The 12,470-nt window shown below is 58.2% G+C and carries 14 protein-coding genes; 12 read left to right on the forward strand and 2 right to left on the reverse strand.

Features of this window, described 5'->3' with window-relative positions; genetic code table 11:
- Window positions 1-3: 3 nt before the first annotated feature.
- From ACNJYB_RS06350 to ACNJYB_RS06405, 12 genes are all read left to right on the forward strand, one after another.
- Complete coding sequence (locus tag ACNJYB_RS06350; RefSeq protein WP_439375460.1) at window positions 4-1,185, forward strand: IS91 family transposase; 1,182 nt, start codon at window positions 4-6, stop codon at window positions 1,183-1,185.
- Between the two features lie 475 nt (window positions 1,186-1,660).
- Window positions 1,661-2,164 carry a nodulation protein NolB gene (locus ACNJYB_RS06355; protein ID WP_439373196.1) on the forward strand — a complete coding sequence of 168 codons (504 nt, stop codon included), beginning with the start codon at window positions 1,661-1,663 and terminating at the stop codon, window positions 2,162-2,164.
- Between the two features lie 10 nt (window positions 2,165-2,174).
- Complete coding sequence (gene sctJ / locus ACNJYB_RS06360) at window positions 2,175-3,041, forward strand: type III secretion system inner membrane ring lipoprotein SctJ (RefSeq protein WP_439373197.1); 867 nt, start codon at window positions 2,175-2,177, stop codon at window positions 3,039-3,041.
- Window positions 3,042-3,063: 22 nt separating this feature from the next.
- Window positions 3,064-3,684 carry a nodulation protein NolU gene (locus tag ACNJYB_RS06365; RefSeq protein WP_439373198.1) on the forward strand — a complete coding sequence of 207 codons (621 nt, stop codon included), beginning with the start codon at window positions 3,064-3,066 and terminating at the stop codon, window positions 3,682-3,684.
- Window positions 3,681-4,304, forward strand: a complete 624-nt coding sequence (sctL, locus tag ACNJYB_RS06370; protein WP_439373199.1) for a type III secretion system stator protein SctL — start codon at window positions 3,681-3,683, stop codon at window positions 4,302-4,304. Before ACNJYB_RS06365 ends, sctL begins: the two co-directional genes overlap by 4 nt.
- Window positions 4,301-5,653 (forward strand): type III secretion system ATPase SctN, encoded by a 1,353-nt coding sequence (gene sctN / locus ACNJYB_RS06375; protein WP_439373200.1) that lies wholly within the window; start codon window positions 4,301-4,303, stop codon window positions 5,651-5,653. Before sctL ends, sctN begins: the two co-directional genes overlap by 4 nt.
- Window positions 5,629-6,165: a hypothetical protein gene (locus ACNJYB_RS06380; protein ID WP_439373201.1), complete on the forward strand. Its 537-nt coding sequence runs from the start codon at window positions 5,629-5,631 to the stop codon at window positions 6,163-6,165. Before sctN ends, ACNJYB_RS06380 begins: the two co-directional genes overlap by 25 nt.
- A 146-nt stretch (window positions 6,166-6,311) precedes the next feature.
- On the forward strand, window positions 6,312-7,277 hold the full coding sequence (gene sctQ, locus ACNJYB_RS06385; RefSeq protein ID WP_439373202.1) for a type III secretion system cytoplasmic ring protein SctQ: 966 nt from the start codon (window positions 6,312-6,314) through the stop codon (window positions 7,275-7,277).
- The gene (gene sctR, locus ACNJYB_RS06390; protein WP_439373203.1) at window positions 7,270-7,935 is read left to right on the forward strand and encodes a type III secretion system export apparatus subunit SctR; all 666 of its coding nucleotides are present in this window, start codon (window positions 7,270-7,272) and stop codon (window positions 7,933-7,935) included. Before sctQ ends, sctR begins: the two co-directional genes overlap by 8 nt.
- Before the next feature lies 1 nt (window position 7,936).
- Window positions 7,937-8,212, forward strand: a complete 276-nt coding sequence (locus ACNJYB_RS06395) for an EscS/YscS/HrcS family type III secretion system export apparatus protein (protein ID WP_439373204.1) — start codon at window positions 7,937-7,939, stop codon at window positions 8,210-8,212.
- Window positions 8,213-8,424: 212 nt separating this feature from the next.
- The gene (gene sctT, locus ACNJYB_RS06400) at window positions 8,425-9,240 is read left to right on the forward strand and encodes a type III secretion system export apparatus subunit SctT (RefSeq protein WP_439373205.1); all 816 of its coding nucleotides are present in this window, start codon (window positions 8,425-8,427) and stop codon (window positions 9,238-9,240) included.
- Entirely contained in the window at window positions 9,237-10,274 is a 1,038-nt protein-coding gene (locus ACNJYB_RS06405) for an EscU/YscU/HrcU family type III secretion system export apparatus switch protein (protein WP_439373206.1), read from the forward strand. The genes sctT and ACNJYB_RS06405 overlap by 4 nt, the downstream gene beginning before the upstream one ends.
- 132 nt (window positions 10,275-10,406) lie before the next feature.
- Here the strand turns inward: ACNJYB_RS06405 and ACNJYB_RS06410 are convergent, their stop codons facing one another.
- Both ACNJYB_RS06410 and ACNJYB_RS06415 read right to left on the reverse strand, forming a co-directional pair.
- Window positions 10,407-11,039 (reverse strand): CpaD family pilus assembly lipoprotein, encoded by a 633-nt coding sequence (locus tag ACNJYB_RS06410; protein WP_439373207.1) that lies wholly within the window; start codon window positions 11,037-11,039, stop codon window positions 10,407-10,409.
- Between the two features lie 9 nt (window positions 11,040-11,048).
- On the reverse strand, window positions 11,049-12,440 hold the full coding sequence (locus ACNJYB_RS06415) for a type II and III secretion system protein family protein (RefSeq protein ID WP_439375475.1): 1,392 nt from the start codon (window positions 12,438-12,440) through the stop codon (window positions 11,049-11,051).
- Between the last annotated feature and the right edge of the window lie 30 nt (window positions 12,441-12,470).

Consider the following 12,470-nt stretch of genomic DNA (forward strand, 5'->3'; position numbering starts at 1 on the left):
GACCTGATGACTCCAGTTCTGGAAGTGGCGGATATCTTCCGCCGCCACGGCGAAGCGTTTCGGCAAGCTCGTGCCGGACATCTGGGCCGCGTCGAGCGGCGCGTCATGGGCGCGATCACGGCATGCCGGACGGCTGTGCTTGGCGGCCACATCGAGCAATGCGACGACTGCGGTGCCACCCGGATCGCCTACAACTCCTGTCGCAATCGGCATTGCCCGAAGTGCCAAGGCTCGGCGCGCGCGCAATGGCTTGCCGAGCGACAATCCGAACTCCTTCCCGTGCCATACTTCCACGTCGTCTTCACCTTGCCGGCGCCGGCCAGAGAGATTGCTTTCCAGAACAAGGCGGTGGTCTATGCCATTCTGTTCCGCTGCGCGGCCGAGACGCTCACCACCATCGCGGCCGACCCCAAGCATCTCGGCGCTCAGCTCGGTCTGACCGCCGTCCTCCATACTTGGGGTCAAACCCTGCAACACCATCCGCATATCCACTGCGTCGTGCCTGGTGGTGGACCTTCACTCGACGGCACACACTGGGTCGCTTGCCGGCCCGGCTTCTTCCTGCCGGTGCGCGTCCTCTCCAGGCTGTTCCGCCGCCTGTTTCTGCAAGAGCTGCAAGCTGCCTTCGCGGCTGGCCAGTTGGGCTTCTTTGGCGATCTCGCCCGTCTCGCCGATCCCGCCGCATTCGCCGAGCGCCTCGCTCAACTTCGATGGACCGACTGGGTCGTCTATGCCAAGCCGCCATTCGGTGGGCCCGAACAGGTGCTGGCTTATCTCGGCCGCTATACGCATCGCGTCGCCATCGCCAACAGTAGGCTGATCTCGCTTGCCGACGGCAAGGTGAGCTTTGCCTGGAAGGACTATCGGCAGAATCGTAAAACCAAAGTGATGACGCTTAAGGCCGATGAGTTCATTCGTCGCTTTCTCCTGCACACCCTGCCGGACAGCTTCCACCGCATCCGCCACTATGGTTTCCTCGCCAATGGCGGACGCAACGATAAAATCGCTTTCTGCCGTCAACTCCTTGCTGTCCGCAACGCTCCGACTGATCAAGAAGCCGGCGCCGATCCCCTCACCAAATGCGAGATCCCCGTCTGCCCGCATTGTGGCGGCACCATGCGGCGCGTCGATATCGTCCCGCGAGCCTGCGCGCGCGACCAGCCGTTTCATTGTGATACGTCATGACCAGCGTCTGTACCATCCACCCCTTCCGTAATCACCTTCTTGGTGGCAACGTCCGAAGTCGCCGTGGCCGCGCTCGTCACCGAACACCCCGCCAATCGTTCGGTAGCGCATCCCAGCGCTGCAAATCGCTCGCTGGATCGCGCCCTTGGCCCGATCAATCGGGCCCCTCACATCCGATGAATGACTCGCGGACGCGCGGCGACCACAGGCGAGCGTTCCCCGCAGCCGCACCCGCTGCACTATTCCCATAGCGCCCACAACTCCGCAGCTTCGTTCAATCCGGCTTCTATGAGGTCGCACGCACCACAGAGCGCGCGGCTCGCGCCTGCCACGCGACCTCACAGAACCCTCAAGATTCTTGAGTGGCGTCGCCCGTGATTCTCGTCAGGTTTTTGTCAGCTCGCCCCTCTAGGGTCCTGAACCGTCACAGGCAACGAACAGCTAATCTCATCACGTGAGGGCAAGGATTTCTTCCATGGTGTTTGGCGCTATGCCGATCTCTGCCAAGCTTGGCGATTGTCTCACCGAGGCTTCTTCATCGGTGCAAGGCAACTTTCATGAGCATCTGGCACAGACGGCCACGAAGCAAAGCGCCGCCTTTTTGGTGGCCGACAGTGCCTCGGCGCCGCCTTTACCGGAAGTTGAGCGTGCAGTCACGCAGGCCGGTCCGCCCGGCGATCGCATCCTTCAAAATCTCTCTGCAGTGCACTTAGGTAAATCACATCCTTCAAGTGCAGTTCCTTCGGTCAGCGAGGCGGTCCCTTGGAAGAGCGTTCAGCCTGGGCCCGCCGCACAGCCGATCCTGCGCCCGGACAGACCCGCTGTGCATCCGGTCGGCAAGCCTGAAGGTGCGGATCATTTTGAATCGACGTTGCAGAATCTGCGGGATGTTTACAACGGTGTTATTCAGGTATCGCTCATTTCCAAGAGTACCGGTGCCGTCGGTTCATCCTTAAACAAGCTGTTATCAGCGGGCTGAGCGGCGGTTGATGGCTGTTCTGACGCAACGAAGGAGTGGCCGCGGCGCCTCGGGGGAAAGGCGGCTTCATCTTTTTGTCGTTTTGCCCCTTCTGCTCTCGCTCGCGGGCTGCAAGGCCGATCTCTACACTAAGGTTCAGGAGCGTGAAGCCAACGAGATGCTTGCCCTTCTGCTCAGCAGGGGTGTCGATGCCGTCCGTGTTGTCGCCAAGGATGGTACCAGCACGATTCAGGTCGAGCAAAAGCAGTTGGCTTTTTCGATCGACCTGCTGAATGACCAGGGCTTGCCGCGCCAGCCTTTCAAGAACCTCGGGGAGGTATTCAAAGGCTCGGGGCTGGTTGCCTCCCCGGTTGAGGAGCGTGCCCGCTACGTTTATGCCCTAAGCGAAGAACTGTCGCGCACGATTAACGATATTGATGGCGTTCTTTCCGCCCGTGTTCATGTTGTCTTGCCGAAAAATGACCTTTTGCGACAAGATGCTACTCCCTCCTCGGCGTCGGTGTTCATTCGACATGCCTCCAATGCCAAGCTCTCAGCCTTGCTACCACAGATCAAGATGCTCGTCGCCAACAGCATCGAAGGACTATCATACGACAAGGTGGCGGTTGTGTTCGTGCCGGTTGAGCGGGCTCAGCATGAGATGTCGGTTGCACCCGGACCTGCATCGGCCAAACCAGCCAGTTTCACCTCAATGCCCTTCCTTGCGGTCGGGATCGGAGGTGCGGGCGCCGCGCTCGGCATTCTATCATACGTGCTGCTGAGCACGCGTGTGCGCCTGCTCGGCCAATCTTGGCGCAAAGTGGCAAATCTCGGCACCGGGGCGAGTATACCAGCGGTCCAAACCGCCGGCAAAAAGCTGCACTCCGATGCCGGATAGGCGCAATGCAGTGTCGGCATCAATGACATCTACCGTTTCAAATCATTCAGTCAGCCCACATCCAGATCGGCTGCGCGAGCTTGCTGCTTCGGCCCATGCGAGTCGCATTGCCGCCCATCTTGATGGATCGCTCTCAACGTCCACAGTGCTGCAGTTGCAGAAGACTCCCAGAGTGCAGGAACGGCTGGCCAAGTTGCTGCTAGGCAGTGAACTGATCTCGAACGGAAGTGGCTGGGGAAGGGGCGTTCTGCTCGGGCATGATCCGCGTCGCACGGCGCTTCTCGCCGGCAGTATCTGGCATGCCCGTTCGGTGCTCGAGCTGGTCTCAAAGCATGATCTCACAGTTCTGATCGGAAATATCGGTGCGGAAGCGCATGCTTTCGCTATCCGACACTTATCCAGCGCGGTCGCAGGTCAATCGATTGTCGATCCGCAGCAACTTTCGCAACGAATTGAACATGACGGATATGCCTGCCTTGGTGCTTGGCTCACGGACGTGTCGGAGCTTGACCGTGCACGAGTGCTTCTCTGCTTACCAATAGGGACGGCCGCCGAGAGCCCAGCCGCCGAACACCACAAGGCTGCCGGCCGATTGTTGACGTTGGTGATGGCCCATTTGACCGCGGAGACAAGACCGGCATGACCGCGGATCATCCAGCAGTGCCAGAACGTCCGCAGATACGTCCGCTGGGTCCACTCATACCGGCCTCGGAACTTGGGATCTGGTACGATGCGGCACAGACGCGCGCGCTAGCAGAGCGGTATCTACAGCAGGTTCGCAGCTGGGCAAGGCAAGTTTATCAGCGGGAGCGGGCCCGCGGCCACTCCGAAGGCCTGAGTGCAGGCTCGGACGAAATGGCGCGGGCGATTGCCCAGGCTGCTTGTGAGGTGGCGCGGAGAAAAGCCGCGCTAGAACAGGAGTTGCCACAGCTCGTCATGGAGATTTTGAGCGACTTGGTCGGCTCCTTCGATCCGGGCGAGATGTTGGTGAGGTCCGTTCGTCATGCGATCGAGCAAAGATATGGCAGCGCGGAAGTGTGTCTACTTGCGTCTCCTGTGAACGCCGATGCTCTGATACGTGAGTTCGCAGCCTACGATGGAAGGGATGGTCGGCCGAAAGTGCGAATCGATCCGGACCCAGCTCTAATGCCGGACCAGTGCATTTTGTGGAGTGAGTTTGGTAAAGTCGATTTAGGACTTGCCGCGCAGCTCCGCACACTGCGTCTCGGCCTTGCTCCGTCTTCTCAGGAACGCCAACCTTGACCACGCAACCAACAAGCTATGACGATGCGGCTGGTGGAGCTGTGCACGCGGCGTTATCGTCTCTGAGATCAGCAGTAAAGCATGTCGACACGCGTGCCGTGCGCGGACGGATCACAAAGGCCGTCGGTACCTTGGTTCATGCCGTGTTGCCGGGAGCCCGCGTTGGCGAACTGTGCCTGGTGCAGGATCACAATACGGGATGGTCACTTGAGGCGGAGGTTATCGGTCTCCTGCCCGATGGGGTGCTACTCACGCCAATCGGCGACATGGTAGGCCTTTCTAACCGCGCGGAAGTGGTACCGACCGGCCGAATGCAGGAGGTGTCAGTCGGCCCCGATTTGCTTGGCCGCGTCATTGATAGCTTCGGCCGTCCGCTCGACGGGAAGGGGCCAATAACGACGGCCCATACTCGGCCACTCCGTGGCAGGGCGCCCAATCCAATGAAGCGACGTGGCATCGAACGGCCTTTTCCGCTCGGCATCCGCGTGCTCGACGGACTTTTGACGTGTGGCGAGGGCCAGCGGATCGGAATCTATGGAGATGCTGGTTGCGGCAAGTCGACGCTGATGTCGCAAATTGTCAAAGGCGCGGCCGCCGACGTCACTGTAGTTGCGCTTATAGGAGAGCGCGGACGTGAGGTGCGTGAATTCATCGAGCGCCATATTGGCGATGCCATCGGTCGTACGATCGCCGTCGTTGAGACCTCCGACCGGTCAGCAATGGAGCGGGCGCAATGTGCTCATATGGCGACGGCACTCGCCGAGTACTTTCGTGATCAAGGACTGCGTGTCGTTCTGATGATGGATTCGTTGACACGCTTTAGCCGCGCAATGCGTGAAATTGGCCTTGCCGCGGGAGAACCTCCGACGCGGCGCGGCTTTCCTCCCTCTGTCTTTGCGCTGCTTCCGGGTCTATTGGAGCGTGCCGGCATGGGCGAGCACGGCTCGATCACGGCCTTCTATACCGTGCTTGTCGAAGGTGACGGGACAGGCGATCCGATCGCCGAAGAGTCGCGCGGTATTCTCGATGGTCATATCATTCTGTCGCGCGCGCTCGCCTCGCGAGAGCATTTTCCTGCCATCGATGTGCTGTCGAGCCGAAGTCGCGTGATGGATGCGGTTGTGTCTGCGTCACATCGCAAGGCTGCCTCCTTCTTCCGAGATCTGCTCTCGCGCTATGATGAAGCCGAGTTCTTGATCAAGGTCGGCGAATACAAGCAAGGGGGCGATCCGTTGACTGACCGGGCAATCGCCTCAATCGAGGAGTTGCGGAATTTCTTGCGCCAGGGGCAAGATGAGCGATCCACTTTTGAGGAGACCTTCACATGGATGTCGCGTCTGACCGTCTGAATCCTGTCCAGGCGTCGCAGTTGCGACTGGTGAAGGACATGAGGGAGCAAAGCACGCTTCGACAGTTATCCAATCTGGAAGCCAAACGCCAGATCGCGGTTGAAGCGATGGAGCGAGCCTCCATGGATCTGGCAAGCGCCGAGAAACGCCGCGCGAGTACCGAAGCTAAAGTTTATCTGGAACTGGCATCGTCTGGCACGATGTGCGTCACCGAACTCGATCGTCGGTGCCATCTTGTCATTGGGCGGCTCACAGCGGAGATCGCATTAGCATGCCAGGCACTTGAGCAGGCGCGCATCGCTCAAGAACAGGCTGAGGTAGCGGTTGTTGAGGCGCGGGCCATGTGGGCCAAGCGTTCGGCGGCGAGCCAGAAATGGCAGCGGATCGAGTGCGATGTTCGGCGCACGACCAATTCTCGATCGGAGTTCGCGGCTGAAATCGAAACGGACGACGAGGTCTTGCTCAGATATCAGAGTGGATCGCGTAGTGACCCGGGCGGCGGCTCGATCTAATGGCTGCTTCTCTTATGTTGGCGCGACCTTCTGGTCCCGTGGAAATGAGCGCGATAAATGCGCTGGGTGAACCTGCACCGTTCGAACCAGCGCTAAAACTGTCGCATAGCGTTGTCTCGTGCCTCAATGAGATGGCCGCTCGGCGAATGGTTCTGAAGAGCCGCCTTGGCGATACGCCGGTATTGATTCGCATGAATGGGCTTGTTTGGCAGGCGCAGCCATCGGCCATGTCGATGCTTGACTGCGTATTTCGCGTCGGTGCCGAAACGGCTGTCTTGGCGTTGCCCCGCCTAGTGGCGGAGACACTGATTTCGACAGTGCAGCATGGCCTTACGTTACCGTCGGACCCAGCCCGGTCTCTCGTCCTCGAACTTGCGCTTGAACCGTTGCTCGCTCGACTAGAGAATATGTTAGCGGCGGACGTGCAAGTCATCCGCATCGACGAAGCAACGACGCAAGGCCCTTATCTGGAGCTCGACATCGCCTACGGGGCGCTCGCGAGCAAGGCGCGGCTGTTCCTATTCTCGTCTCTTGACGGTCCGGTTCCGTTTGCGTTCTGCATGTTAAATGAATTGCTTGGCCAACTGCCCCGAGAGATGCGCAACCTTTCTCCGGAGCTGCCTATCATGGTTGCCAGTGAGATTGGCTCGCTGCGCGTGCCCGTTGGGCTTGTTCGCCAAGCACAAGCTGGCGATGCGCTGTTGCCGGACATCATTCCCTTTGCGAGCGGCCAAGTCATTCTCACTGCCGGCACATTGTGGGCTCCTGCGGCGGTTTCTGGTGACAGACTGATCTTGCGGGGGCCATTCCGCCTGCACCCCCACCCTCTAAAGAGTGCGTATATGACGACACAAGTAAAGCCACCGAACTTGCCCTCGGAAAGCGACGTTGACAGTATTGAGATCACGCTAGTGTTCGAATTCGGGCGCTGGCCTATCCCGCTGGGTACGTTGAGAAGCGTCAACGATGGGCATGTGTTCGAACTTCGTCGCCCCGTTGACGGTCCGGTCGACATTGTTGCCAATGGTCGATTGATCGGCCACGGCGACATCGTGCGTGTCGGGGAGGAATTGGCCGTCAGGCTACGTGGCAGGTTGGCGGTCAATGACTGACATTCAGCCAAACATCCTTGCGCTTCTTGCAGTTACGGTCGGTCTTGGTCTGCTGACTTTCGCTGTCGTCACCACGACGGCATTCATAAAGGTTTCCGTCGTTCTCTTCCTCGTGCGTAATGCGCTGGGGACCCAGTCCATACCCCCAAACATCGTTCTGTATGGCGCCGCATTGATCCTTACCGTCTTCATTGGTGCTCCAGTGCTGGAACAGATCTATAACCGTGTCTCCGACCCGCAACTTCACTATCAAACGCTCGATGAGTGGGCGACAGCCGCCAGGGAAGCAAGCGAGCCGGTGCGCGCTTACCTGAAAAAGTTCACCAATGAGGAGCAGCGAACATTCTTCCTGTCATCGACAGAACATGTCTGGTCAGAGGAGATGCGGAGCAAAGCAACAGCGGACGATTTTGCGATCCTTGTACCGTCCTTTCTAATCTCGGAACTTAAGCGCGCCTTTGAAATCGGCTTCCTTCTCTATCTTCCTTTCATCACGATTGATCTGATCGTAACGACGATTCTGATGGCAATGGGCATGTCAATGGTATCACCCACGATGATATCTGTTCCTTTTAAGCTCTTTCTATTCGTCACGATCGACGGGTGGTCGCGGCTCATGCATGGCTTGATCTTAAGCTATGCCACGCCAGGGGGCTGATATGGACGAAGCCAGCATTCTCACTCATTTGAGCCGCTCGCTCGTCCTCTTCATGATTTGGGTCCTGCCCCCGCTCCTAGCAGCTCTCGTGGCTGGATTGGTCGTTGGCATCATCCAGGCAGCAACGCAGCTCCAGGATCAAACCTTGCCCCTTACTGTGAAGCTGCTCGTCGTCGTCGCCGTGCTCGTTCTGTTTTCTCCGGTGCTGAGCGCCCCGCTTATCGAACAAGCTCAGCATATCTTCGCTGATTTCCCCAATCTCACATCCAGGTACTAGTGCCGAAGGCCAGAGTGTGTGGGGCAAACCCGCCGGTCTGCATCGCCAGTAAAACATAACAGGTAGTCGCCTCACATGAGAGTATGGAGATCGTCGGCTTGCCGCGCACGACCGCGTTCCGCCTGTGCTTTTGCTAAGCGCCCACGCAGACCAACTCCTTAAGGCACGGCAAGCGAAGCCGGCCCATTAGCTCAAGCAAAAACGTGCCTCGAATGCATGGTTTGTCACCCACCGAGACTCAAACTCTGATTCCGACCGCTGTCGAGTTCTTCCTTGCGGCAGGCCTTAGTGCAGCCCGAGCCCTAGGGATTATGTTGGTGCTTCCCGTGTTCACGCGGCCGCACATTAGCGGGATGATCCGCACAACCTTTACGATCGCGATTGGACTACCATGTCTTGAGCATATCAAGGCCGGTCTGCAGACGCTAGATCCGGCCACTCGTATGATCTCGGTCGCGCTCTTCGGTTTCAAAGAGATATTCATCGGCCTGCTGTTCGGGATGTTGTTGAGTATACCGCTATGGAGCATCCAGGCAGTTGGCGATATCATCGACACCCAGCGAAGTGTTTCGAGCCAGGTGGATGATCCTGCGACGCGCAGCCAGACCTCGGCAACGGGTCTTTTTCTTGGCACTACTGCGGTTACGATTTTCGTTCTGTCTGGAGGTCTGCAGACGATGGTCAGCTGCCTCTATGGCAGCTATCTGATCTGGCCCGTGTATCGGCTACTTCCTTCCCTGACCCTGCAAGGGGCAACTGAATTTGTGGCGCTTCTCGATCATTTGATGCGCACGACCTTCGTGGTCTCGGGGCCCGTGCTGGCTCTGCTGCTCCTAATTGAGATATCCCTCATGTTGCTGGGGCGCTTTGCGCCACAAATCAAGATAAGCGATCTCTCCCCCACTATCAAAAATGTCGCCTTTGGCGTCATCATGGTCAGCTACACCGTCTTCCTCATCGAATACATGGGAGCGGAGATTATCCAGTTCCACGGAGTGCTGGAGTGGCTCGAGAAGTTCTTAAAATGAACGACTCGAGCGAAGAGAAAAAGCTTCCGCCAACTCCTAAGAAGCTGCGGCAGGCGCGTAAGAAAGGACAGATCCCGCGCAGCGCCGACTTTGTAAGCGCGCTCAGCGTTTGCGCCGGTTTCGGATGCCTTTGCCTCAGAGCGGACGCGATCGAAGACGCTTGGCGTGAAGGGGTACGGCTCGTCGACAAACTGCAGGCGCAGCCCTTCAACACTGCGGTCCAGCAGGCACTGGTCGGATTAATCGAAGTTTCGATGACTTGCGTTGCCCCAATCATCGGGGCTGCCTTGGCGGCAGCCGTTCTGGCCGGTTTCTTGGCTAACGGTGGGCTGACGTTCTCCGTGGAGCCGCTCAAACCGAGCCTCGAGAAATTAGATCCCATCAAAGGGCTAAAACGGATTGTCTCTCAGAGATCACTTGTCGAGCTTGGTAAGTCGCTGATCAAAGTGTCCGTTCTCGGCGTAATCCTTCTTTCCATTTCGGTCGCAAGTTGGAAAGTCTTGGTGTACCTACCCGTCTGTGGTTTGAGTTGTTTTAGCTTTGTCTTCAAAGAGCTCCAATTTTTAATGGAGATTGCTGCCGGCGCGTTTCTGATCGGCGGCTTGACCGATCTGCTAGTTCAGCGCTGGTTGTTTCTGCGTGACATGCGCATGACGGAGAGTGAAGCCAAGCGCGAGTCTAAGGAGCAGGAGGGCAATCCGCGGGTAAAGGGTGAATACCGTCGGCTTCGTCGGGAAGGGGCGAATGAGCCGCCGCTCGGCGTCCATCGGGCCACATTAATATTGACTGGCCCCGCGACTTTGATTGGACTGCGCTACGTCCGTGGGCAGAAAGGAGTCCCGGTATTGGTGTGCCGCGGCGAGGGCGAACTTGCTTCACGGTTGCTTGATCAGGCGCGGGCTCTGCATCTCAGCATTATTGAGGACCCTGTTTTGGCGCATCAGCTGATCCGAAAGGGAATACTGGGGAAGGGCGTTCCGATGGAGAGTTTCGAAAGGGTTGCAAAGGCAGTCTTTGCCGCTGGCCTGATCTAGCTTCGCTCGCCAAATCGATGACTCCGGACGTTTAGTCAAAGACCATGCACAAGTGGCGCAGTCCGAAAAGACCTAAGCAAATGACGTCTTCTATGAGGCTCGTTATCCCGATGCTCAGGGCTTACAAGCCGCTCATTGGGTTTCTGACGGAGCGCTGTTATGAGTTTCACCTTCCAAGTTGCTCTTGGTGCCCACGGTGGGGCTTCCCCGTGCGGCAAGGGGAAGCACCGCACGTTCACCACTGGTTGGCAAGACCGCTCTATTCTCTAGCAAGTCGCCGGGGTCGTTGACCATGACTGCGAGATTATTGCGGATCGAGCAGCCAAGCGTTGGATTGAAGGAATTGTCGTCTATTGACGGCCCGGCGATCGAAAGGGATGGACAGAGCGGAGGACGTGCTTCGTAAATGATCGCCTCAACTCGGACACCTAAGTGGACGGGCAGATCTACCCGGGAAGCGGACAGGCGAATATTATAAGACGGAACGCCCATCGCGCGGGCCTCGTGGGCCACCTGCATAGCGAGCCGGGGTGAGCCACTGACGTCCAGATGAAGTGCATCGCGCCGACCGCGGCTGGCATTCGCAATGAAATCACGCAGACCGTACCTCTCGGCACGACCAAGAGCCTGTAGTCGCAAGACACTGGTCTTCTGCTCCACCTGGATCCCTTGCTCAGTCGACCCAGAATAGATCGCAGCACTATGTGTGCATCCGCCCATGGTTACCGCAACAGCGATCAAGTGGCCCAGGTTTCGCAAGGTCATTCGTGGTTCTCATTCGATAATAAAGCCGGCCCCGCCGGTTGCGCCTGGTTCGGTGCGGGGAGCATCGCGGCCTCGCGGCGAACTTGCCAGCGTATTCGTCAAAGTTCGCCCCGCGTCTGAGGGCGGTCGGATGCGGTCAGTCGGCGCGCTTATCTTGCTAGCAGACGATGCTGGCCGCACGATGTAGGGGGTAACAACGATGACGAGCTCCGTCTCCTGCTTCTGAAATGAGGAGGAGCGAAACAGCGCACCAAGAATCGGCACATCGCCTAATCCAGGAAACGTGCTGATGTCAGTGTTGAAATTGCGCCTGATCAGCCCCCCGATTGCAAAGCTTTGACCGCTGGCAAGCTCGACGACAGTGCTGGCACGTCGCGTGGAGAGGCCGGGCAGAGACATTCCGTTCATGCTGACTTCACCTTCTTTCGATAGCTCGCTGACTTCAGGCTTCACGCGGATATTGATCTGATTGTTGCTGAGAACGGTCGGAACGAACTCCAGGCTGATTCCGAATTGACGGAATTGAACTGAGACTTGCCGATTGTCCTGCATGACCGGAATTGGGAATTCGCCGCCTGCCAGGAAGCTTGCTGATTCGCCGGACATCGCGGTAAGATTTGGTTCCGCCAGTACTGACGCGAGATGCTCGCTGGCGAGTGCGTCAAGAACAGCACTGATGTTCGTGCTGCCAACGCCAACTCCGATACTTGCCGTGCCCCCGCCCTGAGTCGCACCGGAGCCGCCAGGTTTGCCGCTGCTAAAACCGAAAACGACCGCGCCGTTTTGACCAGATGCAGAGAGGTTGATACCAAGCTCCTTCATGGCGCTGCGCGAGACTTCGGCCACGCGTACGCTCAGATTAACCTGCAATGAGCCGGCCACCTGGATCTTGTTGACGACCAGTGCGCCCGCACCAAGAAACTGCTCGGTGATCTTCTTGGCGCGATCGACGACGTCGGCACTGGGCGCTGTCCCGCTAAGAATAGCGCCGCGCGGCGTATAGATGGCTTGGATCGGATAGTCTCCGAGCTCGGCCTTCAGCGCGGCACGCAGATCCTCGACAGGTTGGGTGACGACAACACGAAACTCGGCTAACGCCTCTCCATTGTCGTTCAAAGCGAACAGGCTAGTCCGTCCCGACTTTTTTCCAAAGACAAAGATGGTCGTGTTCGATGGCGCCTGGTAGTCGGCTATCGTGGGGTCGGCAACAAATATGCTGGCCGCTGCTGCCGGAAGATGGACGGTCTTGCCCTGAGAGGCGGAAAGATTCAAGGTTCCGTTAAGGCTGTCAGCGGTCGCGCGCGGCGTCCCCTGACCAGCGTCCCGCTTTATCTGAGCTACTGAAGCGTGTGGAAAAAAGAGAGCGGTCGTGCATACAGCATACAGAAGGCAGGCAAAAATGGAGGCCGTAACGGCGCTCGGCCATCGACT

It is taken from the genome of Bradyrhizobium sp. SMVTL-02 (assembly GCF_051853005.1).
GTDB lineage: Bacteria > Pseudomonadota > Alphaproteobacteria > Rhizobiales > Xanthobacteraceae > Bradyrhizobium.